The organism is Cryobacterium sp. PH31-O1, from assembly GCF_030063455.1.
Classification (GTDB): domain Bacteria; phylum Actinomycetota; class Actinomycetes; order Actinomycetales; family Microbacteriaceae; genus Cryobacterium.
In genome coordinates this window covers 22,406-45,275 of record NZ_JASITB010000006.1, presented here as the reverse complement: position 1 = coordinate 45,275, position 22,870 = coordinate 22,406, and the positions used below count along the sequence as shown (strand labels likewise).

The 22,870-nt window shown below is 66.3% G+C and carries 20 protein-coding genes; 8 read left to right on the top strand and 12 right to left on the bottom strand.

The annotated features are described in order from the left end of the window. Positions 1–46 precede the first annotated feature (46 nt). From QMK31_RS12875 to QMK31_RS12865, 3 genes are read left to right on the top strand one after another with little or no spacing between them, the layout of a single operon-like run. Positions 47–1,216: a sensor histidine kinase gene (locus tag QMK31_RS12875; protein WP_283501353.1), complete on the top strand. Its 1,170-nt coding sequence runs from the start codon at positions 47–49 to the stop codon at positions 1,214–1,216. Next, complete coding sequence (locus QMK31_RS12870; protein WP_283501352.1) at positions 1,213–2,550, top strand: hypothetical protein; 1,338 nt, start codon at positions 1,213–1,215, stop codon at positions 2,548–2,550. Before QMK31_RS12875 ends, QMK31_RS12870 begins: the two co-directional genes overlap by 4 nt. A gap of 45 nt (positions 2,551–2,595) precedes the next feature. After that, positions 2,596–3,252 (top strand): response regulator transcription factor, encoded by a 657-nt coding sequence (locus QMK31_RS12865; protein WP_283501351.1) that lies wholly within the window; start codon positions 2,596–2,598, stop codon positions 3,250–3,252. A gap of 69 nt (positions 3,253–3,321) precedes the next feature. On the opposite strand, the gene QMK31_RS12860 is transcribed toward QMK31_RS12865, so the two are convergent. From QMK31_RS12860 to guaB1, 8 genes are all read right to left on the bottom strand, one after another. Beyond that, a complete protein-coding gene (locus QMK31_RS12860) occupies positions 3,322–4,599 on the bottom strand; it encodes an MFS transporter (protein WP_283501350.1) in 1,278 nt (425 codons plus the stop codon). Positions 4,600–4,637: 38 nt separating this feature from the next. Next, the gene (locus tag QMK31_RS12855) at positions 4,638–4,940 is read right to left on the bottom strand and encodes a thiamine-binding protein (RefSeq protein WP_283501349.1); all 303 of its coding nucleotides are present in this window, start codon (positions 4,938–4,940) and stop codon (positions 4,638–4,640) included. Beyond that, the gene (locus QMK31_RS12850) at positions 4,931–6,232 is read right to left on the bottom strand and encodes a glycosyltransferase 87 family protein (protein WP_283501348.1); all 1,302 of its coding nucleotides are present in this window, start codon (positions 6,230–6,232) and stop codon (positions 4,931–4,933) included. Before QMK31_RS12850 ends, QMK31_RS12855 begins: the two co-directional genes overlap by 10 nt. A gap of 39 nt (positions 6,233–6,271) precedes the next feature. Next, positions 6,272–7,147 (bottom strand): ADP-dependent NAD(P)H-hydrate dehydratase, encoded by an 876-nt coding sequence (locus QMK31_RS12845; RefSeq protein ID WP_283501347.1) that lies wholly within the window; start codon positions 7,145–7,147, stop codon positions 6,272–6,274. Positions 7,148–7,311: 164 nt separating this feature from the next. Next, positions 7,312–7,749, bottom strand: a complete 438-nt coding sequence (locus QMK31_RS12840; RefSeq protein ID WP_283501346.1) for a VOC family protein — start codon at positions 7,747–7,749, stop codon at positions 7,312–7,314. A gap of 202 nt (positions 7,750–7,951) precedes the next feature. After that, entirely contained in the window at positions 7,952–9,022 is a 1,071-nt protein-coding gene (locus QMK31_RS12835) for a hemolysin family protein (protein WP_283501345.1), read from the bottom strand. Then, on the bottom strand, positions 9,019–10,356 hold the full coding sequence (locus tag QMK31_RS12830) for a hemolysin family protein (protein WP_283501548.1): 1,338 nt from the start codon (positions 10,354–10,356) through the stop codon (positions 9,019–9,021). The genes QMK31_RS12835 and QMK31_RS12830 overlap by 4 nt, the downstream gene beginning before the upstream one ends. 151 nt (positions 10,357–10,507) lie before the next feature. After that, the gene (guaB1, locus tag QMK31_RS12825) at positions 10,508–11,947 is read right to left on the bottom strand and encodes a GMP reductase (protein WP_283501344.1); all 1,440 of its coding nucleotides are present in this window, start codon (positions 11,945–11,947) and stop codon (positions 10,508–10,510) included. 180 nt (positions 11,948–12,127) lie between these two features. On the opposite strand from guaB1, the gene QMK31_RS12820 reads away from it, so the two are divergent. After that, entirely contained in the window at positions 12,128–15,916 is a 3,789-nt protein-coding gene (locus tag QMK31_RS12820; RefSeq protein WP_283501547.1) for a multifunctional oxoglutarate decarboxylase/oxoglutarate dehydrogenase thiamine pyrophosphate-binding subunit/dihydrolipoyllysine-residue succinyltransferase subunit, read from the top strand. Between the two features lie 154 nt (positions 15,917–16,070). Here the strand turns inward: QMK31_RS12820 and QMK31_RS12815 are convergent, their stop codons facing one another. Beyond that, a complete protein-coding gene (locus QMK31_RS12815) occupies positions 16,071–16,313 on the bottom strand; it encodes a zf-HC2 domain-containing protein (protein WP_283501343.1) in 243 nt (80 codons plus the stop codon). Next, on the bottom strand, positions 16,310–16,990 hold the full coding sequence (locus tag QMK31_RS12810) for a sigma-70 family RNA polymerase sigma factor (RefSeq protein ID WP_283501342.1): 681 nt from the start codon (positions 16,988–16,990) through the stop codon (positions 16,310–16,312). The genes QMK31_RS12815 and QMK31_RS12810 overlap by 4 nt, the downstream gene beginning before the upstream one ends. A gap of 105 nt (positions 16,991–17,095) precedes the next feature. Here QMK31_RS12810 and aroA point away from each other — a divergent pair, with 105 nt between their 5' ends. The 3 genes from aroA (at position 17,096) to bcp (ending at position 20,170) form a co-directional block, all read left to right on the top strand. Then, entirely contained in the window at positions 17,096–18,457 is a 1,362-nt protein-coding gene (gene aroA, locus QMK31_RS12805) for a 3-phosphoshikimate 1-carboxyvinyltransferase (RefSeq protein WP_283501341.1), read from the top strand. After that, the gene (rsgA, locus tag QMK31_RS12800) at positions 18,458–19,606 is read left to right on the top strand and encodes a ribosome small subunit-dependent GTPase A (protein ID WP_283501340.1); all 1,149 of its coding nucleotides are present in this window, start codon (positions 18,458–18,460) and stop codon (positions 19,604–19,606) included. Positions 19,607–19,690: 84 nt separating this feature from the next. Beyond that, positions 19,691–20,170: a thioredoxin-dependent thiol peroxidase gene (bcp, locus tag QMK31_RS12795; protein ID WP_283501339.1), complete on the top strand. Its 480-nt coding sequence runs from the start codon at positions 19,691–19,693 to the stop codon at positions 20,168–20,170. 61 nt (positions 20,171–20,231) lie between these two features. Here bcp and QMK31_RS12790 read toward each other — a convergent pair whose 3' ends face one another. Further along, entirely contained in the window at positions 20,232–20,681 is a 450-nt protein-coding gene (locus QMK31_RS12790; protein ID WP_283501338.1) for a hypothetical protein, read from the bottom strand. Between the two features lie 192 nt (positions 20,682–20,873). Between QMK31_RS12790 and QMK31_RS12785 the strand changes: the two genes are divergently transcribed. Further along, on the top strand, positions 20,874–21,122 hold the full coding sequence (locus tag QMK31_RS12785) for a WhiB family transcriptional regulator (protein ID WP_035837005.1): 249 nt from the start codon (positions 20,874–20,876) through the stop codon (positions 21,120–21,122). Between the two features lie 226 nt (positions 21,123–21,348). Here the strand turns inward: QMK31_RS12785 and QMK31_RS12780 are convergent, their stop codons facing one another. Next, positions 21,349–22,842 carry a sensor histidine kinase gene (locus QMK31_RS12780; protein ID WP_283501337.1) on the bottom strand — a complete coding sequence of 498 codons (1,494 nt, stop codon included), beginning with the start codon at positions 22,840–22,842 and terminating at the stop codon, positions 21,349–21,351. Between the last annotated feature and the right edge of the window lie 28 nt (positions 22,843–22,870).

Genomic DNA, 22,870 nt, shown 5'->3' with positions numbered 1-22,870 from the left:
GTATGGTGCAGAGAGAACACGTTCATCTCCAACCGAGTAGGCCAACATGCAACGCATCTTGAAGGAGCGCGACCGCCTCCTTCGGAGAGCGGTGCAGGCGGCCGGGCTGACCGGTTCTGCCACGACCCTGGCGTGCGTGCTGATTCCCGGCGGCGTAGAGGCCAGCGCACGGCTCTGGGCCATCGCTCTCATCCTGATCATGGCCGCGGGTCAGTACCTTCTCGGCAGCACCGGTGCCCTGCGCTGGGCGGTAGTGACCGTTGCTAGCGGCCTGGCCATCATTCTGACCGTCGGCCTCACGAGCTATCCCGGCGTGGCTCCCAACCTGATTGAAGAAAGCGTCATCGGACTCGTCGCTACCGCGCCGATCTGCGCGGTAGCGGCCGTACTGATCACCAGCCCGCGGCGGATAGCGCTGCTCGTCGTGGGCTTCGCGCTCACATTCGTCTCCGTTGCGGTGGTCACCGTCGATGCTCCCGACCGTGCCGTGTTGCTGGTTTTGACTATCAGCATCTGGCTCGCGTTCACCGTCGCCTCGTTGTGGATCGCCCAGAGCGTGCCCCGGGTGATGCACCGCATCGCCGCGATCGGGCGCGCGCATCGCGCCGAACGACACGCGAGTGAGCTGGAGGCACACCGTCGTCAAGACGCCCGATTGTTGCACGACACGGTCCTGGCCACCCTGACCCTCCTCGCCCACTCCGGGATCGGAGTAAGCCCGGCAGCCCTGCAAAAACAGGCTGGCGATGACGCCCGATTGCTGCGTCAGTTGCGTCTGGGCGATTTACCCGCGCCCCGCCGATCCGGCGCCTACAGCCTCGAACCGGCGACAGTGCTCACCCTCGGCGACACTCTCGACGCTGTACGCCAGCGCTTTGAGCGCATGGGCCTTACGGTGACCTGGCACGGCAGCGGCCAGGTGCAGCTCAACAGCACCGTTCTCGATTCCTTCCTTCTGGCGCTCTCGGAGTGCCTCGAAAACGTGCGTCGTCATTCCGGCGTTGATCGGGCCGACGTGACCATAACGGATGACCACAGCACCGTTCGCGCTATGGTCACCGACACCGGGGTCGGCTTCGATCTCGGCCAGGTCGGTTCTGAACGTCTCGGCGTCGCCGAATCAGTTATCGCCCGGCTGCGAGACGTCGGCGGAAACGCCCGCCTATTTTCCTCTCCTGGAGCCGGAACAACGGTTGTTCTGGAGGTACCCAAATGAGCCAGTTCAGCGACACAGCGCCCATCCCCATCCACCCGCGGTCGCGCGGCGTCGGTTTGCGTCTGCTCGGCGGGTCGTCGGAGCGTAGCTGGCCTCCGGCATCCGCTGACCGGCGCACCAGGGCTGACCTGTTGCCACTGCGGTTTCCGCAGACGATGCTGCGCGGTGCCCGCCATATCACCGTCTTTCGCTCGAACCAGAGCGGTCTGGGTGCCCGCCATTTGGGTATCGGGATGAGCCTCAGCGGGGCCTGTATCGCGCTCTTTCTGCTCGCGCGGCTGATCATTCAGTGGGACCCGGCGCACCCTCCGGTGTTGAGCGTGCTGGCCTGGATTATTTTGCTGGCCACGGCCGTGACCGTGAATCTTTTGGTGCACAAGCTGGCCTCTCGCCTACCGTTTTGGCTGTTTCTGGCGGCCCTGGGAGCCTGCGCGGTCGTGGTGGCATTGGATCTCGCCGGATCCTGGGGGGAGACCGGTCCGGCAGATTTTCCCACCGCGGCCCCCGCCGTTGGCGCCTTCCTGCTGTCGATCGTGACCCTGCGCGAGACCGGAGAAATTACCGTAGCCGCCGTCGCCCTTGGTCTGACCATGGCGTTGGCGATCTCCTTAGAAACGCGCAGTGACGTGCTCACCCTGGGGCCAGACATATTGTCGATTTCTCTGGCCGTGGCACCGCCACTGATCGGAGCGAGCATCGTGCAGGCGTTTCGGCGCATGGTGCAGCGCGAACTCGACCTGGTGCTGGTGCAGAGCACGGTGTCCCAGCCGCGATTCGCGGTGGGCATGCTCGCCTCCGAGCAGCTGGCCCGGCTCGACCTCGACGCTGAGACCCTGCTCGACGATGTAGCGCAGGGCCGCACCGCGTTGCCGTTGTCACCGTCGACGGCGACAAAGGCGGCGTCCCTGGCTACCCAGTTGCGGTTGCACCTGATCGAGGGCCGCACGGAAACCTGGCTGCACCATGCCATCACCGAGAGCGAATTTCTCGGCCCCGTCGTCGCACTGAATGATCCGGCCGGCCTCGCCGGCTTACTGTCACCGCCGCAACGTGACGGGCTGCTGCTCACAATTTGGCTGCTCATCGGGGATACCGCACGGTCAGGGGCATCCGTTTCGCTGCGGCTGGGACCCATTGCCCCCACACATGGGGCGGGTCCGCACCGCACGCTTCGGTTTCCGATCGAGTTGACCACGACGGGGGTCGCCCGGCGGCGTGTCGATCCGGAAACTTGGCAGGCGATTCGTGCCGTCGGCCCGCACGTGGACTCAAATCGGTCCGGAAGCCTGCGGGTAGACATCGAGTGCAGCGTGGACAACCCCGCGGATGCCTAATATTGGGGATTTTGACGATAAGGTGCAGGCAGTAGGAGGCAGAAAATGACGACAACAGACCGTCCCATTCGCTTGGCCCTGGTTGATGACCACAGGATGCTCCTGGGGGCACTCACCGAGTGGATCCGCAGCGCCGCTGATGATATCGAGATGGTGGCGGCGGTGACCACCTGGCCCGAACTGCTCACGCATCCCGAGTTTCCGGTGGATGTCGTGCTCCTCGACCTCGATCTCAAGGACAACATCCCGGTGTCCCTGAAGATTTCCACGCTCAAGACGACCGGTGTGAGGACGGTGCTCATGAGCACCTATTCCGAACCGGCCCTCGTGCGCGAAGCCCTCGCGGCCGGCGCGCTGGGCTACCTCGTCAAGAGCGAGGAGGCGAGCATGATCGTCGACGCCATTCGCGCCGCGTACAACGGCAAGTCGTATATCTCGGCTGAGCTCGACTACGCACTCAACTCCACCGAGAATGTCGAAGGTCCTCGCCTCAGCGCGCAGGAGCGCCGGGTCATGGCGCTCTACGGTGCCGGCGAGCCGGTCAAGGCCGTCGCCTACCAGCTCGGCATCTCCGAGGAGACCGCCAAGAGCTACCTCAAGCGCATTCGGGAGAAGTACCGCCTCGCCGGGTACGACGTGGGAACCAAGGTTGCGCTGCGTAAGCGCGCCATCCACGACGGCATCCTGCTGCAGACGGACTGATTCACCTTGTGAAATAACTGACCGGCCGGCGCCGCTGCGCTGGCCGGTCGGTTGCGTTAACCAGTTGCTTTAGGGCTGGCGCACGACCGGAATCAGCTGCGTGCCGTACGGAACGTGGTGTCCGCGCTGACGGCGTCGCCGGTCGATGGTGAAGGTCAGCAGGGTCAGCAGCACGCCGATCAAGCTCAGCCCCACACCGATCCAGACCGGCGCGAGGTAACCGAGGCCCGCGGCGATCGCGACCCCGCCGAGGGCCGCACCGAGTGCGTTGCCGACGTTGAGCGAGGAGTGGTTGAGCGCTGCGGCGAGCGACTGGCTCTCGTGCGCGACGTCCATCAGCCGGGCCTGGATGGTCGGTGACAGAGCCGATGCCGCGGCACCGACCAGGAACATGCCCACCAGCAGCCCGGCCAGGAACTGCGCCGACAGGCCGAGTGTGACGAGCGCGAGGATGAGCACGCCGAAGGCGATGTACATGGTGCGGCGCACGCTCCAGTCGGCCAGCGCTCCCCCGGCGAAGTTGCCGGCCGTCATGCCGAGGCCGACGACCACCAGGATGAGCGGTACCGCGGCCGCGGCCAGCCCGGTGATCTCGATCACGAGTGGCGCTACGTAGGTGTAGACGGCGAACAGCCCGCCGAAACCGATCGCGCCGATCGAGAGGGTGATCCACACCTGCAGTTTGCCAAACGCCCGTAGCTCGGCCCGCATAGTGGCCTTCGGGTTACCGGCCTGGAACGGCACGAAGACGGCGACGGCCACGAAGGTGAGCGCGAAAATGGCGGCGACGACGAGGTAGGCGACGCGCCATCCGCTCATTTGGCCGATCCAGGTGATCGTCGGCACCCCGATCACGTTGGAGATGGTCAGACCGGAGAGCACAATGGCGATGCCACGGGCTCGCTTGCCCGGTCCCATCAGATGCGCGGCGACGAGCGAGGCGATGCCGAAGTAGGCACCGTGCGGCAGCCCGGCCAGGAAGCGGGCAGCGAGAACGGTCTCAAAGGTGGGCAGCAGGGCGGAGGCGATCGTGCCGAGGGTGAACGCCGTCAGCAGGGCGAGCAGCAGCTGTTTGCGCGGCCAGCGGGCGGCGGCCGCTGCGATGGTCGGCGCTCCGACGACGACACCGAGGGCATAGGCGGAAATGAGCCAGCCGGCCTGCGCGTTGGCGGCACCCGGTGCGCTCGCGTACAGGCCGGGCAGCAGGTCGGCGGCGAGGTTGGGCAGCAGGCCCATGGCGACGAATTCGGTCGCGCCGATGCCGAAGCCGCCCAAGGCGAGGGCGAGGAGGGCAAGACGAATACGGGTCGACGACAGCTGCGTCGACCCGTCAGGAATGAGGGTCATGCAATAAGCCTAATCTGCGGCCTGCCGGCGCGGGAGGTCTAAGCGTCGAGGGCGCTCTCCAGGCGTTCGAGCTTGCCGGTGAGCTCCCCGGTGTGGCCGGGGCGGATGTCGGCCTTCAGCACGAGAGAGACGCGCGGCCCAAAAGCGCCCACCGCCTCGGTCGCCTCCTTGATGACGGCGAAGACTTCGTCCCAGTCGCCCTCGATCGTGGTGAACATGGAGTCGGTGTGGTTGGGCAGGCCGGAGGCCCGAACAACACGCACGGCGGCGGCGACCGCGTCGTGAACGGAGCCCTTCGAGTCGGCGGCGACGGACGGTGCGACAGAGAATGCTACGAGCATGATGGCTCCCTCAGGGTGGTGTTCGGTGGAATTGACGGTTCGTCCAGTGGACGGGGTTGGGTGCGTGATGCTGGGAGCCGGTACAGGGCCCGGAGCACCCAGCCGAGCAGTACTAACTCGAGCAGATTGCGCAGGCTCAGTACGAGCACCATCAGCGGGTGGGCCACAATCACCCAGTCATACAGGTACGGGTAGACCACCTGGGTGAGCGCGGCGAGCGCGAGGCCGAGCAGCGCGGGGGCGCGCCAGGCGCGCCCGTTCAGAACGAGTCCGAAAATAATCGGTGCGGCCAGCCAGCTGATGAATTGCGGCGAACCGACCTTGTTGAACGCGATCAGGGTCACTGTCAGCGCGAGGGTCAGTGGCGGCAGTACCGCCAGGATACAAGCCCCCCGGCGTTGGGCCCGCAGGCCGAGCAGCAGCACCGCGCCGGCGGCGAGCGCCAGCAGGGCAGTCATTGCGGCGCTCACGGCCGTGATGCCAGCGCCGGCCACCTGAAACGTGAGAATCTGCTGGTCGTAGTAGATGAAGCTACCCGGCACGCCGAGGGCCACCTGCCAGAGCCACGGCACGGCGACGGGTGACTCGATCTGGATCCCCCGCCCCGCCTGCTCGGCCACGAAACTCAGCACGTGGAGGCCGCTGCCCCGGCTCAGGCTGAGCGACGCGGCCACCCCGATCACCGACGCGGTGACCGCGGCGGCGAGCAGGAGCATCCGCCAGCGTAGTTTCGACGCCACAAACAGGGCGGCGAGCGCGGCGACCGGCCAGATTTTGATCCAGGTGGCGATCGTGAGCAGTACCGTTCCCCAAAGCGGGCGGCGGCGCAGCCAGAGCAGGGCGACGATGCACAAAGGCACCGTGACCGCGTCGATGCGCAGCAGCGCGATCGGGCCGAGCAGCCCCAGAAAAGCCAGCCACCACCACGCTGCCGCCCGGTGCGAGCGCACGAGCACCCAGAACGCCCCGGCGTTCAGCCCCGTCACCAGCAACCACCAGGTTGCGAGGTAGGCCGGGCCCCCGAGGGCGAAAGCAGCCAGGATCGGCACGAGGGCGAGCACCGGGTAGACGAAATCCTCGGTGATTCCCACGAGGTTTCCGGCGGCCGCGTTCGCGGCCCAGCCGCGGTAGACGACCACCACGTCGCCGAGCGGATACCCCGGCCCGAACAGGGCCAGCACAATCAGCAGCAGGTGCACGATCGCGAAAGCCAACCACAGCGCGGCGAGCGGATGCCGCAGCACCGGCGGCGCAGACCGGGTGAGCGTCCCGCTCTCATCGTGAATGTTCACGCTTTTACCTTTGCACAACCGGCCGCGTCGCGCTCCGTTCTACCGGGTCGGGCGAGGCCCCGGATCTACCCCGTGGTCGAGAAGAGCGGCGACGGCTCGTGGCACAGCATCCGCTATGTCGAGGGCCGCGATCGGACCACCATTGGAGGCCAGGTTCGCGGCCGTAGCGTGCACGAGCGCGGCGGTAGCGGCGAGCGGGGCGAGGGAGGCGGCATCCGTGTCGAGCGGGTCGGAATGGGTGGCCAGGAGCGCGCCGAGGATGCCGCCGAGCACGTCACCCGAACCGGCCGTGGCCAGCCAGGCCGGCCCGGTCGACACGGTCAGGCGGGCGCCCGACGGCGAGGCCACGTGGGTGACAGCGCCCTTGAGCAGCACCGTCACGTCGAACAGGTGGGCAGCTCGAAGGGCCCACTCCCCCGGGTTGGCGGCAATTTGCGAGGCGGAGCCCGGCTGCGCCTCACCCTCGAGCATCGTCGCGAGCTCCCCGGCGTGCGGGGTGATCACGGTCGGACCGATCGCACGCGACACGAGGTCGAGGGCGCCCGCGTCGATGACGGTGGGCAGGCCCTCGGCGAGGGCAGCTTCGAGGGCGGTGGTGACGGCATCCGTTCTCGTGCTGGCGTTGATGCCGGAGCCGAGCAGCCAGGCCTGAACCCGGCCGGGCACGGTCACAATCTCGGGGCGGCGCTGCAGCACGAGGGTGGCGGCGCGGCGCGGGCCGAGGTAGCGCACCATGCCGAGACCGGTGCGAACGGCCGCGTCGACGCCGAGCACCGCGGCACCCGGGTAGTCCTTGGAGCCGGTGCGCACGCCGAGCACCCCGCGCGAGTATTTGTCGTCGCCGGCCTGAGGCCGAAAGATCCAGTCGCGGGCCTGTTCGGCCTCCCATTCGAGCCAGCCACTCGGTTTCACCATGCCTCCACGATAGGTCGTTTCGGATCGACTCGCGGCTTGTGCGCGTGCCCGGGCGGGTGCGCCGCCAGCAGAGGCGACCGCGCCAGCTGTCGGTGCGCGCTGCGGGATTACCGTAGCGCGCACCCAGATCGGGCGCTTATGCGTTTCGACGTGTCGCCGCCGGGTCAGTCGCTGACCGTTGAGTTCGCGGTACCCTCACGTTCGCGTGCCTCGCCCTGGTCGGAGGCGACGGTCTGCGACACACAGATGATGTTGCCCTCCGTGTCTTTGAACCACGCCGCACGATCCTCTTTGGTCGTCGCGATGCCGTTCTCGGTCTTCAATTCCGCAAAATCATATTCTTCAAACTCGACGCCGCGCCCGCGCAGCACGGCGACCTCGGCGTCGATGTCGTCGGTGTCAAAACCGATTGCGGTGTTCGCTGCGCTTCCGGCATTGTCGGTCTCGTAGACCAGGATAGCGGCGCCCTTTGGGGTGCGGTAGAGCAGCCCCTCCAGTCGTTCCTCAACGGGTTCCATGCCGAGCACGTCCTTGTAGAAGCGCCGGGCGCGCGCCAGGTCACGCGCGGGAAGCACGGAGTAGGTTTCCAACAGATTTAACATCAGCAGTCCCTTTCTGCACCGAATGTGCATTTTTCAGGGAGCATTTTACGCCCGTGTCGCCGCCTTGGCGAGGCGTGGGCGGCATCCGCTCGTCGCCCACGCGAGCTCCCGCAGGCGGACGGGGCCCGGGCCCCGTCCAGCGGCCCAGTTTATAAACTGGGCCCGGGGACGGGGCCTGGGCCCCGTCCCCGAAGCGGCGGGGCTACTCGCGACGGGTGGCGTCCTGCACTTCGCCGACGAGTTCCTCGATGATGTCCTCGAGAAAGAGCACCCCGGTGGTCTCGCCCTCGGCGGTGAACGACCGGGCGAGGTGCGCGCCAGAGCGGCGCATGGTGGCAAGGGCATCCTCGAGGTCGGTGTCTTCGAAGATCGAGATTAAGGCACGGATGCGCTTGGCCGGGATCTGCCCCGCGTAACTGTCTGGCGCGGCCAGCGTTGCAGCACCGGCCGACGCGATATCCAGGTCGAGCACATCCTTCAAGTGCACATACCCGGTGAGGAAGCCCTCGGCGTCGGCGAGCACGTAGCGGGAGAACCCGTGGCGTGTGACGGCCTTCTCCACATCGGCCGCTGTGGCTGTTTCCGGCAGGCTGACCAGCTTGCCGAGGCTGACGGCCACGTCGCGAACCTTGAGGTTGGTGAACTCGAACGCCGCGCTGAGCGCGCCGGTCCCGTCGCGGAGCACACCCTCCCTGGTGGACTGGCTGACGATCGTGGCGACCTCGTCGAGCGTGTAGGCGCTCGTCGCCTCATTCTTCGGCTGCACTCCGAACAGGCGGAGCACCCCGTTGGCGCAGGCGTTGAGGGTGATGATCAACGGTTTGAAGACGCGGGCGACGAAGACGAGCGGCGGTGCGAGCAACAGCACAGCGCGGTCCGGCACCGAGAACGACAGGTTCTTCGGCACCATTTCACCGAACACGACGTGCAGGTAAGAGACCAACAGCAGCGCGACGATGAACGCAAGGGTGCCGATGTATGCGTCGGGCAGTCCGGTCAGGCCGAGCGGTACCTCGAGCAGGTGGTGGATCGCCGGCTCTGACACGTTCAGAATGAGCAGCGAGCACACCGTGATGCCCAGCTGGGAGGTCGCCAGCATGAGGGTCGCGTGTTCCATCGCCCACAGCGCAGTCTTGGCGCTGCGTTTTCCGGCTTCGGCTAGCGGTTCGATCTGGGAGCGGCGGGCGGAGATGACGGCGAATTCCGCTCCGACGAAGAAGGCGTTGGCGGCGAGGAGCACGACCAGCCAGGCAAGTCCGGCCCAGTCACTCATTTGTCGCTCACCTTCTTTCGATCGGTCTTGGTTTCTGCCATCAGTGCGAGCTCCGGAACGGCTTCGGGGGTGAAGCGCAGCCGGTCGATGCGACGCCCCTCGAGCCGCTCGACGGTGAGGAATCCGCCGCTCAGCGGCACCCGGTCACCGATCACCGGAAGTCGGCCCAGCTCACTCATGACGAAACCGGCCACGGTCTCGTATGGGCCCTGCTCCGGAACGATGACGCTGGTGCGTTCGAGCAGTTCGTCGGGGCGCAGCATGCCGGGAAAGGTCAGCGAATTGGGCGAACGCACGACGCCGGCACGGGCCCGGTCGTGCTCATCGGCGACCTCGCCGACGAGCTCTTCAACCAGGTCTTCAAGGGTGACGACACCCGCCGTTCCGCCGTACTCGTCGACGACGATCGCCATCTGGTAGCCGCGGCCGCGCAGCTCGCCGAGCAGGTCGTCGAGCTTCATCGTTTCGGGCACCCGAACCGGGTCGGTCTGCAGCGCCGACACCGGAACATCCGCTCGTCGAGCGCGGGGCACTGCCACCGCCTGCTTGACGTGCACGATACCCACAACGTCGTCAACGCTCTCGTCGAAAACGGGAAATCGGGAGTAGCCGGTGGAGCGCGTCAGATCAATGACGGCCTGCGCCGAATCGGTGCGATGAATGCTCGCCACCCGCGGACGCGGAGTCATCACGTCGGAAGCGGCATGCCCGGAGAACAACAGCGTGCGGTGCAGGAGGGTTGCGGTGTCTTTTTCGAGCAGCCCAGCGCTGGCCGATCGGCGCACGAGCGAGGAGAGTTCCTCGGCGGTGCGGGCGCCGGACAGTTCCTCTTTCGGTTCGATGCCGATGGCGCGCAGCAGTCCGTTGGCGCTGTTGTTGAGTACGAGCACGGCCGGTTTGAACACGGTCGTGAACACCGTCTGAAATGGAATCACCACGCGAGCCGTTTGAATGGGCAGGGCGAGGGCGAAGTTCTTCGGAACCAGCTCGCCGATGATCATCGAGACCAGGGTGGCCGTCACGATAGCGATCGTGGTGCCAACCGCCGGAACGAGGTCGACGGGCAGCCCCAGCGAGGTGAGCGGCCCGCGCAGCAGCGATGACAGGGCCGGTTCAATCGTGTACCCGGTGAGCAGGGTCGTGAGCGTGATACCCAGCTGCGCGCTGGACAAGTGCGTCGAGGTGATTCTCAGCGCGGCGATGGTGAGGGCGAGGCGGGTCTCCCCGCGGTCGCGACGCGCTTCGAGGTCGGCGCGGTCGAGATTTACCAGGGCGAATTCACTGGCGACGAAAAGGCCCGTTCCGACAGTGAGGATGAGGCCGAACCCGAGCATAAGCAGCTCAGACAATTCGGTCACCGCCAGCGTCTACGGGCGAGGGTTTATGGGCAGTGGGTTCAGCAGGAGGAGGGTGATCCATTATTGTGCCGAGTATACCGGGCCTTCCCTGCCGATCACCCGGAGAAAGCCAGCACCCACTGCACGCCTACCAGGAAACCGGCAGCGCCTTGCCCTCTTCATAGCCGGCGGCCGACTGAATACCCACGAGCGCCTTCTCGTGAAAATCGGCGACGGTCGTGGCACCGGCGTAGGTGAACGAGGAACGCACCCCAGAGGTGATCATGTCGAGCAGGTCCTCGATCGACGGCCGCAGCGGATCAAGGTAGATCTTCGAGCTCGAGATCCCCTCCGCGAACAGGGTCTTACGGGCGAGGTCGTAGGCGTCGAGGCGTTCGAACCGTGCCTGCACGGCCTTGGTCGAGGCCATTCCCCAGCTTTCCTTGTAGAGCAAGCCGCTGGCATCCGTATTGAGGGTGCCTGGCGCTTCGGCCGTTCCGGCGAACCAGGAACCGATCATGACGGATGCCGCGCCGGCGGCGAGTGCCAGCGCCACGTCTCGCGGGTAGCGCACCCCACCGTCAGCCCAGACGTGGGCGCCGAGTTCGCGGGCCGCGGTGGCCGTTTCAAGCACCGCCGAGAACTGGGGCCGACCGACGGCGGTCATCATGCGGGTGGTGCACATGGCGCCAGGACCGACTCCGACCTTGACGATAGTGGCGCCGGCGCCGACCAGGTCGCGCACGGCATCCTTCGTCACGACATTGCCGGCCACGATCGGCAGCCCGAGGTTCAGGTCGGCGACGATACCCAGCGCGCGTAACATGCCGTCCTGGTGGCCGTGCGCGGTGTCGATCACGAGAATGTCCACGCCGGCCGCGGCGAGCGCGCGGGCTTTCGCGGCGACGTCGCCATTGATGCCGATCGCCGCGGCGACCTTCAGCCGGCCGTGCGCGTCGAGGGTGGGCTGATAGAGGGTGGACCGCAGGGCGCTCTTACGGCTGAGCGTGCCGACGACGACGCCGTGGTGCAGCACCGGGGCGAAGTCGATGTCGGCCTCGGTCATCAGGTCGAAGGCGCGGCGCGGCCCGTCGACGTCGTCGGCGTCGAGCGCGGTCAGCTCGCCGTGCAGCAGATCGCCGAGGCGAGCGTCGGGCAGAGCGGTCGCCAGGCGGCTCGCGACGATGCAGCCGAGGTAGTCACCGCCGTCGGAATGGATCACGAGTCCCTGCCCGGGAACAGCCGGAACCTGCCGCAATGCGCGTTCGACGGTGTCGTCCGGGGCGAACACGAACGGCGTGTCGAAACGAACCGACTGGTCTTTTACCCAGCGGATCGCCGCATCCAGATCCTGCAGGTGCATGTCCTGCGGCAGCACACCGAGCCCGCCACGCCGGGCGAGTGAGGCTGCCAGGCGCGGGCCGGTGACCGAGTTCATGTTCGCCGACACGATAGGAATCGTGGCGCCGGTGCCGTCATTCGGTGCCAAAGAGACGTCCAACCGGCTGGTGACGGCCGATTGACCTGGCACCAAGAACACGTCGGAATAGGTCAAATCATGGCTGGGCGTCGTTCCATAGAACTGCATACCAAGAACGCTAGCCGTTCAGGGAGGGTTCATGGTCGCGCGGGATGGGATTAGGCTAGATGGGCAGACTGACCTGGCGGCCAATATCGTCAGTGACAGCCTCACTGAAAACGCAGATTGCCCGGCGACTGACCGCGCCGAGGGCATCCAAATTCAAAGCAGAGAGTGGGCGATCCCACGGTGTCAAGCCAGGTAACCGGTGGAGCTTCTGACGAGACAACGTCAGGCGAATTCGGAGCAAACGAGTGGCTCGTTGACGAATTGTATGAACGATTTCTCATCGACAAGCAGTCGGTGGATGAATCGTGGTGGCCCGTACTCGAGAGCTACCACCAGACCGCGAACACCCCGGCGGCTGCCGTGACGGCACCGCAGGCTGCAGCGCCGGCAGCGGCAGCGCCCGCGGCTGCAGCGCCCGCGGCTGCAGCGCCCACCCCCGCAGTACCGGCCCCGGCTGCACCCGCAGCATCGGTCACGGTCACCGAGAATCAGCCAACAGCCCGTACAACCTCGAGTGCGCCCAAGCCCGCCCCGGTTCCCGCCGACGCTCCCGTCACGAGCCCGCAGGCCGTCGTTGTCGATGCATCCGAGCCAGTCAAACAAGACAAGGTCTCTCCGCTGCGCGGTATGGCCAAGTCGCTCGCGACCAACATGGTCACGAGCCTGACAGTGCCGACCGCCACGAGTGTGCGTACCATTCCGGCCAAGCTGCTCATCGACAACCGCATCGTCATGAACAACCACATGAAGCGGGCTCGCGGCGGCAAGGTCTCCTTCACCCACCTGATCGGGTGGGCGCTGATTCGCGCACTCAAGATGTTCCCCAGCCAGAACGTGTTCTACGACGAAGTAGACGGCAAGCCCTCCGTCGTGGCCCCCGCCCACGTCGGCATGGGCTTGGCCATTGACATGCCCAAGCCAGACGGAACCCGCGCACTGCTCGTACCGACGATCAAGCGCGCCGACACGATGACCTTCGGCGAATACCTCGCCGCCTACGAAGACCTCGTTACCCGGGCACGCCAGAACAAGCTCACCGCCGACGACTTCGCCGGTGCGACCCTGTCACTGACCAACCCGGGCGGCATCGGCACCGTGCACTCGGTGCCCCGCCTGATGAAGGGCCAGGGCTGCATCGTCGGCGCCGGCGCTCTCGACTACCCGGCCGAGTTCCAGGGTTCGAGCGTCAAGACCCTCACCGGCCTGGCCATCTCCAAGACCATCACCCTCACGAGCACCTATGACCACCGCGTCATCCAGGGCGCCGGTTCGGGCGAGTTCCTCAAGATCGTGCACGAACTGCTGATCGGCCAGCACAACTTCTACGAAGAGATCTTCTCGGCGTTGCGCATTCCCTACGACCCGATTCACTGGGCACCGGACATCAGCGTCGACCTCGCCAGCGCAGTCGACAAGACCGCTCGCGTGCAGGAACTGATCAACTCGTTCCGCGTGCGCGGCCACCTGATGGCCGACATCGACCCGCTCGAGTACTCGCAGCGCAGTCACCCCGACCTCGACATCGCCACTCACGGACTCACCTTCTGGGACCTCGACCGCTCCTTCGTGACCGGCGGATTCGGTTCCCAGCGCCAGATGTTGTTGCGCGACATCCTCGGTGTCCTGCGCGACTCCTACTGCCGCACCACGGGTATCGAGTACATGCACATCCAGGACCCCGCCCAGCGCAAGTGGGTGCAGGAGAAGATCGAGAAGTCCTACGTCAAGCCCACGCACCACGAGCAGATGCGCATTCTCGCCAAGCTCAACGAGGCCGAAGCCTTCGAGACGTTCCTGCAGACCAAGTACGTCGGGCAGAAGCGCTTCAGCCTCGAGGGCGGCGAGTGCACCATTCCGCTGCTCGATACCATTCTGCAGGGCGCTGCCGAGCAGGGCCTCGACGAGGTCGCGATCGGCATGGCCCACCGCGGCCGCCTGAACGTGCTCACCAACATTGCCGGCAAGACCTACGGCGAAATCTTTCGCGAATTCGAGGGCACCCAGGACCCGCGCACCGTGCACGGTTCCGGTGACGTGAAGTATCACCTCGGCACCACGGGCATGTTCCGCGGTGAAGACGGTGCCGAGATTCCGGTGTCCCTGGCCGCGAACCCGTCCCACCTCGAGGCCGGCGACGGCGTACTCGAGGGCATTGTGCGAGCCAAGCAGGACCGCAAGCCGATCGGCACCTTCTCCACCCTTCCCATCCTCATCCACGGCGATGCCGCGATGGCCGGCCAGGGAGTCGTACTCGAAACGCTGCAGATGTCTCAGCTGCGGGGTTACCGCACCGGCGGAACCGTACACATCGTCGTCAACAACCAGCTCGGTTTCACGACCCTTCCGCAGGACGCCCGCACCAGCGTCTACGCGACCGATGTCGCCAAGACCATCCAGGCACCCATCTTCCACGTCAACGGGGATGATCCCGAAGCCGTCGTGCGTGCCGGTGAACTCGCGTTCGCCTACCGCCAGGAATTCAAAAAGGATGTCGTCGTCGACCTCATCTGCTACCGCCGTCGTGGCCACAACGAGGGCGACGACCCCTCGATGACGCAGCCGCTGATGTACAACCTGGTCGAGGCCAAGCGCAGCGTACGCAAGCTCTACACCGAGGCGCTCGTCGGCCGTGGCGACATCACCGAACAGGAATACGAAGCCGCGCACCGCGACTTCCAGGACCGCCTCGAGCGCGCCTTCATGGAAACGCACGCCGCGCAGACCTCGTCGATTCCGATCATCACTCCCGAGATGGCCGCTGCCGCCAAGGCTGAGTCTGAAGCGCAGGCCAGGGAAGACGCCGCCGGCGAGCCAGAGACGACCGGCGTTCCCGAGAGTGTCATCCAGCTCATCGGAGACGCGTTCAACAACAAGCCGGCCGGGTTCACCGTGCACAATAAGCTGCAGCAGCTGTTGCAGAAACGTCTCGACATGAGCCGCAACGGCAACATCGACTGGAGCTTCGGCGAACTGCTCGCACTCGGCTCGCTGCTGGTCGAGGGCACCCCGGTGCGTTTCGCCGGCCAGGATGCCCGCCGCGGCACGTTCGTGCAGCGTCACGCGGTGCTGCACGACCGGGTGAACGGCCAGGAATGGCTGCCGCTGGCCAACCTGAAAGACAACCAGGCACGGTTCTGGATTTACGACTCGCTGCTGAGCGAATACGCCGCCATGGGCTTCGAGTACGGCTACTCGGTGGAACGCGCCGACGCCCTCGTGCTCTGGGAAGCTCAGTTCGGTGACTTCGCCAACGGCGCGCAGACCATCATCGACCAGTTCGTGTCCTCCGCCGAGCAGAAGTGGGGGCAGCGGTCATCCGTTGTGCTGCTGCTGCCGCACGGCTATGAGGGCCAGGGCCCCGACCACTCGTCGGCCCGCATCGAACGGTTCCTGCAGCTGTGTGCCGAAGAGAACATGACCGTGGCACGCCCGTCGACGCCCGCGTCGTACTTCCACCTGCTGCGCCGCCAGGCGTACATGCGCCCGCGCCGTCCGCTGATCGTGTTCACGCCCAAGTCGATGTTGCGTCTGCGCGGCGCGACGAGCGCCGTGGCGGAGCTCACGACCGGCAAATTCGAGACGGTCATCGACGATGCCCGCGTGAGCGACAAAAACGCGGTCAAGCGTGTTCTGTTCATGGCCGGCAAGATCTACTACGACCTGCTGAACGAACTCGAGAAGAACCCGAACCCCGAGATCGCCCTCGTGCGCGTTGAACAGTACTATCCGCTGCCCGCCGTGGAACTGAAGAATGTGGCAGCCCAATACCCGAACGCCGAACTGGCCTGGGTGCAGGACGAACCCGAGAACCAGGGAGCCTGGCCGTTCTTCTACCTGGAGACCAGCAAGCTCGGCCCACGCGCGGTGCGGTTGTTCTCCCGTCCGGCGTCGGCCTCGCCGGCCGCGGGTTCAGCCAAGCGCCACGCGATCGAGCAGGCCAAGCTGCAGCGTGACGCTTTGACGCTCTAACGCTGACGGCGCAGCTGTGGGGGTGACCGAGGTCGCCCCCACAGCTGTATCTGCCGGCCGGTGGAGCGTGCATCCGCTCGCCGCGGTGCAACCTGAAACGAAACTCAGCTGCGTTGCTTTGCTGCTTCGCCAGGTCGAACCGTCGCCGAGGTGACTAGTGCGATGCCTGCAGGGCGCGCAGTGTGAGCAGAACCTGGTCGCGCAGGTCTTCCGGCGCGGTCTCCTTGCAGGCACGCTGCATCACTTCGGTGAGGGTGCGCCCGACGAGATGCTCGCTGCTGCAGTCGGAGCAACTCGCGAGGTGCTCCTGAATGTCGGCAGCATCATCTTTGCGAAGTTCGTTGTGCAGGTATTCCTCGAGTTCGGCCTTGGCCTTCTCGCAACCACAATCGGTCATTTGTCTGCGCTCCTGGATGTTTTCTGGCCCTGGCCCGTGCCAAGCCCGCGCTCGGCCGCGTAGCCGGCGAGGAGCTCGCGCAGGAGTCGCCGGCCACGGTGCAGGCGGCTCATGACGGTGCCAATGGGGGTTTTCATGATTTCGGCGATCTCCTGATAGGAGAACCCTTCGACGTCGGCGAAGTACACGGCGAGTCGGAAGTCTTCGGGAATGGACTGCAGGGCGTCCTTGACGGCACTGTCCGGCAGGTGATCGATGGCCTCGGCCTCGGCCGAGCGCCCCGACATGGCCGTGGTAGATTCGGCGCCGCCGAGCTGCCAGTCTTCGAGGTCGTCAATGGTGCCCTGGTAGGGCTCACGCTGCTTCTTGCGATACTGATTGATGAACGTGTTGGTGAGGATTCGGTACAGCCACGCCTTGAGGTTGGTGCCCTGCTCGTACTGTGCGAACGCGGCGAAGGCCTTCACAAAGGTCTCCTGCACGAGGTCCTGCGCGTCGGAGGGATTGCGCGTCATGCGCATGGCCGCTGCGTAGAGCTGGTCGAGAAAAGGCAGCGCCTGTTCCTCGAACAATCCGCGGGACTGCTCGCGCAGTTCAGCCTTGCTCGGAGTACGAGGCGTGAGCTCGGGGTCGCTGCTCGAAAGGTCTTCCGCGGAAACGGGCGTGTCTGAAGTCATCACGGGCAATTCTAGGCTGTTACCCACAGCCAGGGGTCGTTCCAACAGCATTGACACCGTTACGGATCTCCCTCAGATTGTTATCACCGACTATTCTGATAACCGATGTTGATCTCGAGATATTCCAAGCCGGAGTTCGATCCGTACGGCGACAATTCACCGACCGAAGCGGATGTCTGGTGGCCTGCGCCCACCACGGACGCGCCCGTGCAGGCGGTCCTTGCCCTGCCGGGCTCGAAATCGCTGACCAACCGGGAGCTCGTGGCATCCGCTCTCGCGAGTGAATCGTCCCTGCTGCGGTCGCCGCTGCACTCCCGCGACAGCGACCTCATGGTCGAGGCGCTGCGGCAGCTCGGCGCCACGATTGAGGCCGTCCCCGGCGCCGGCGCGTTCGGCGCCGACCTGCGCGTGACCCCGCCGGTTGAGCTGCTCGGGTCCACCACCATTGACTGCGGCCTGGCCGGCACCGTCATGCGGTTTTTGCCGCCGCTGGCTGCCCTCGCCCTCGGCCCGACGACCTTCGACGGCGATGCCGGTGCGCGCCGCCGCCCGATGGGGCCCATCATCGGGGCGCTGCGCGACCTCGGCGGTGACATCAACGACGGCGGCTTGCGTGCCCTGCCCTTCACCGTGCACGGCCGCGGAGCGGTCGCCGGCGGCGCCGTGACCATCGACGCCGGCACGTCGAGCCAGTTTGTCTCCGGGCTGCTGCTGGCCGGCGCACGCTTCGAGCAGGGCCTGCACCTGACCCACTCGGGCGAACGGCTGCCGAGTCTGCCGCACATCGAGATGACCATCGAGGTGCTGCGCGCCCGCGGAGTCGATGTGGCCACGCCGACCATCGGTGAATGGATAGTCAAACCCGGTGAGCTCGCCGGCCGCACCGTCGACATCGAACCCGACCTCTCGAACGCCGCGCCGTTTCTGTGCGCCGCGCTCGTGGCCGGCGGCAGCGTTACGATCACCGGCTGGCCTTCTGACACCACGCAGGTCGGCGCCGACCTCGAGCAGCTGCTGCCGCTGTTCGGTGCTACCGTCACCCGGGTGCGCGACCGCCTCACCGTCACCGGTGGCGAACGCATTCTCGGTGTCGACCTCGATCTCTCGACCGGCGGCGAGCTCGCCTGCACCCTCGTGGCCCTGGCCGCCCTGGCCGAGACTCCCAGCACGATCATCGGCATCGGGCACATTCGCAACCACGAGACCGACCGTCTCGCTGCCCTCGCGACCGAGATCAACCGGCTCGGCGGCAACGTCACCGAATTGCCCGACGGCCTGCACATCGAGCCGGCCCCGCTGCACGGCGGCCAGTGGCAGAGCTATGAAGACCACCGCATGGCCACGGCCGGCGCGCTGATCGGGCTGCGGGTGGCCGGCGTCGACGTCGAGAACATCGGCACGACGGCCAAGACCCTGCCCCAATTTCCCGAGTTGTGGCACGCGATGCTCACCGAAGCGGCGCTGTAGATGCCCGTGCTGCCGCCCGCCTCAGACCGGGACGACAGTGACCTCGGACCAGTCTCCAGCCGGCAGAGCGACGCCGAGACCGGCGACCTGTCCGGCGATCCCGGTGACACCTGGTGGGCCTCCGCCGACGACGACGAACCCGAGTTCGACGAGTCCAGCGTGCGCGTGCGTCCCGGCCGCAAGGGCTCTAAACCACGCTCCAAGACCAGGCCGAGCCACCAGGACGCCCTGACCGGGCGCATCCTCTCCGTGGACCGCGGACGCTACACGGTCATGCTCGACGAGAACCTGCCAACCGAGCGGCGCATCACGACCGCCAGGGCCAGCGAGCTGCGCAAGAAGGCCGTCGTCAACGGCGACCGGGTCGACATCGTCGGCGACACCACCGGCGCTGAGGGCAGTCTGGCCCGGATCGTGCGGATCGTGCCGCGCGACACCCTGCTGCGACGCAGCGCCGACGACACCGACGCCGTCGAGCGCGTAATCGTGGCCAATGCCGACCAGATGCTGATCGTGGTCGCGGCGGCCAACCCGGAGCCGCGCATCCGCTTGGTAGATCGCTACCTGGTCGCGGCCTACGACGCCGGCGTCAAGCCCATCCTGTGCATCACCAAGACCGACCTCGCCGACCCGGCCTCGTTCCTGGCCAATTTCGCCGGCCTCGACCTGCCCGTGTTCCAGAGCGGCGAGGGCGGCATGCCGATCGAGGCGATCTCGGCGGCGCTGATCGGCCACGACACGGTCTTCGTCGGGCATTCCGGCGTCGGCAAGTCCACCCTCGTGAACGCGCTCGTGCCCGGCACCAACCGGGCCATCGGAGTTGTGAACACCGTCACCGGTCGCGGACGCCACACCTCCTCGTCGACCGTGTCGCTGCGCCTGCAAACGGATGCCGGCCGCGGCTGGGTCATCGACACCCCCGGCGTGCGGTCCTTCGGCCTGGGCCATATCAACACCGACAACATTCTCAAGGCATTCACCGACCTTGCCACCATCGCCGAGCGCTGCCCGCGCGGCTGCACCCACCTGCCCGGCTCACCGGACTGTGCGATCTCGGAGGCGGTCGAGGCGGATGAACTCGGCGAAACCGGCCGGGTGCGTCTCGACTCGCTGCAGCGCCTGCTCGCGACGTTCGCGCCCGCCCGCTGAGGCGGTCCCGGTACCGAGGGTGGCAGCATCCTTCCTCCGGTAATCCCAGTTTTGACTGGGTGCACCCCCCGATACGATGGAATCATGACCGATTCAGTGCGCCTCGCAGTCGGGGATTCAGCCCCCCAGTTCACCCTGACCGATCAGGACGGGGCATCCGTTTCGCTTGCGAACGTCGCCGGATCCAAGGTCGTAATATATTTCTATCCCGCTGCGATGACGCCCGGCTGTACGACCCAGGCGTGCGACTTTCGCGACAACCTCGGATCACTCACGTCAGCGGGCTACCAAGTGTTGGGCATCTCAAAAGACGCCCCCGCAAAGCTCAAGAAGTTTCAGGAGCACGATGCGGTCAACTTTCCGCTGTTGAGCGACACCGACCTCGACGTGCACCGCGCGTATGGCGCCTGGGGCGAGAAGAACCTCTACGGAAAGATCGTCACCGGCGTGCTGCGGTCGACGTTCGTGCTCGATGAGGCGGGCATCATCACGCACGCGCTCTACAACGTGAAGGCCACCGGGCACGTCGCGAGTCTGCGTAAGAAGCTGGGCATCGACGCCTGAGGTTGAGCGACCGGGCTGTCATGGCCCGCGCAGGGCCGCTCGGCGCCGGTCGTGACGCCGGTCAGTCGGCTTCGGGCTCGGGCTCGTGGCTGGTCGCGGCGACGACCCTGGGGTTGAAAACCAGCACCAGCACGATGATCGAGGGCAGCAGCAGCGCCCAACCGACGTCGGGCCGGGCGTAGATCCCCTGAAAACAGCCAATGGCTATCATCACCTGCACGAGCTGCCAGGTGACGGCGGCACCGCGAATCCACGGACGACGACGCAGGGACCCAACGGTGATCGCGCTGACCCACACGGCAGCGACCACGGTGATGGCCAGCAGGGCGAGCGAAGCTCCCACCGAGTTCGGGGTGTCGATCAGCAATTCGAGCACCCACCAGGCGCTGAAAACCCAGAGAGCGAGAGCCTCCAGCGCGAGCAGCGCAATAAAGACCCCCAAGAGGGGGGCGCGACGAAGCGCCCGGAGGTCGATCCAGGCGGGGCGCCCTGCACCAGAGCCGCTGTTCACAGCGAAAAGCCATAGAAAACTATTGATTTGATACCTCTATTATGGGACGATATTTGAGGCCCGGTTGACGCTCACAGGGACGTGAGCTGTTTCAACGCGGTTATCGCGCAGATCCCACTTTCCTGCAACCGGTCATCACCCTGCAACTCTGGCCAATCGGCCGTGCACCCATGTAATAAAAGGAGCATCCCTATGGACTGGCGCGATAAAGCTGCCTGCCTCACCGCTGACCCGGAACTTTTCTTTCCGGTCGGCAACACTGGACCCGCTGTGGACCAGATCGAGAAGGCCAAGTCGGTGTGTGCGCGATGCAACGTCACCGAGGTGTGCCTCCAGTACGCACTCGAAACCGGACAGGACTCCGGAGTCTGGGGCGGCCTGAGCGAAGACGAGCGCCGCGCGCTCAAGCGCCGCGCCGCACGCGCCCGCCGCGCCTCCTAGCAAGCCTGCACAAAGACAGAACGCGAGCCTACGGCCGTCCGGTACTCCCGGAGGCCGCGGGCTCGCTTTTTTGTGCCTGGTGCGCGCACAAACGGGCGGTGACGCGCATCCACTCGCAGTCTGTGTCAGCCCGTGTGGTCGCGCGCATCCCCTCGCGGGCCCACCTTGTGAACGCGGGCCCAGTCTATAAACTGGGCCCGCGGACGGGGCCCGGGCCCCGTGCGGACTAGCCTTCTTGCATGAAGCGCAGCGGAATCTCGATGGTGACCTCGGTGCCGCTGCCCATCATGGTGTGCCAGTCGATGGTGCCGCCGAGCTCACCCTGAATGAGCGTGCGCACGATCTGCGTGCCGAGCCCGGAGCCCACCTTGCCCTCTGGCAAACCGGCGCCGGTGTCGCGCACCATCACTGTGAGGGTCTCGTCGCTGCGCTGCGCCTCGATCGACACCTCGCCCTCACGACCGGCGAGGCCGTGTTCGACCGCGTTGGTGACGAGTTCGGTCAGCACGAGCGCAAGCGGCGTCGCATACGCGCTCGGCAACGTTCCAAAGCTGCCGAAGGACTTCGGGTGCACGGTCGTGTTGTGAGCGGATGCGACCTCCACCGTCAAAAGCAGCACCCGTTCAAAGACAGCGTCGAAGTCGACGATCTGGCTGAGCCCCTCCGAGAGGGTGTCGTGCACGACGGCGATGGCCGCGACCCGCCGCATCGCCTGGGTCAGCGCCTCGCGTGCGCGGTCGGACTGGGTGCGCCGTGCCTGGATGCGCAGCAGCGACGCCACCGTCTGCAGGTTGTTCTTGACCCGGTGGTGGATCTCCCGGATCGTGGCATCCTTGGTGATCAGCTCACGTTCCTGATGCCGCAGCTCGGTGACGTCACGCGAGAGAATGATCGCGCCGACCCGTTCGCCGCGATTGCGAATGGGAATCGCGCGCAGCGACACCGTCACCCCGCGCGCTTCGATGTCGGTGCGCCACGGCGCGCGCCCGGTGACCACGAGGGGAAGGGACTCGTCGACGACGGCGGTGCCGGTAAGCAGGCCGGTGGTGACTTCGGCGAGCGACTCGCCCTCGAGCTCGTCGGCGAAGCCCATGCGGTTGAATGCGGAGAGCGCGTTCGGGCTGGCAAAGGTGGTCAGGCCGTCGACATCGAGCCGCAGCAGTCCGTCCGATGCGCGCGGGGCGCCGCGGCGCGGCCCGGTCGGGGCACCGAGGTCGGGAAAGTCGCCGGAGGCGATCATGGCGAACAGGTCGTTCGCGCAATCGTTGAAGGTGAGCTCCTGGCGGCTCGGCGTGCGTGCCTCACTCAGGTTGGTGTGGCGGGTGAGCACCGCCACCGGGGCTGGCGCCAACTCGGAACCGGTCGTGCTCAGCCGACGCAGCACCGGAATGGCGCGCACCCGGGTGGGAGTTTCCTCGTACCAGTCGGGGGCCGTGGTATCGACGATCTTGGCGGTCTCGAAAGCTTCGGTGACCTGATTGCGCCATTCGGCCTTGACATGCTGGCCGACGAAGTCCCGATAGAACAGGGTGGCGGCACTCGACGGGCGCGCGTGCGCGACCGCTACGAAGCTGCCGGACGTCGTCGGAACCCACACGACGATGTCCGCGAAGGCGAGGTCGGCCAGCAACTGGCCGTCCGCGACGAGCATGTGCAGCCAGTCCACATCTTCCGCGCTGCTGCGGCCCTGGGCAAGTACGAGATCACTGAGAGTCGACACCCTCACTAGCCTAGATCCCCGCGCGCTC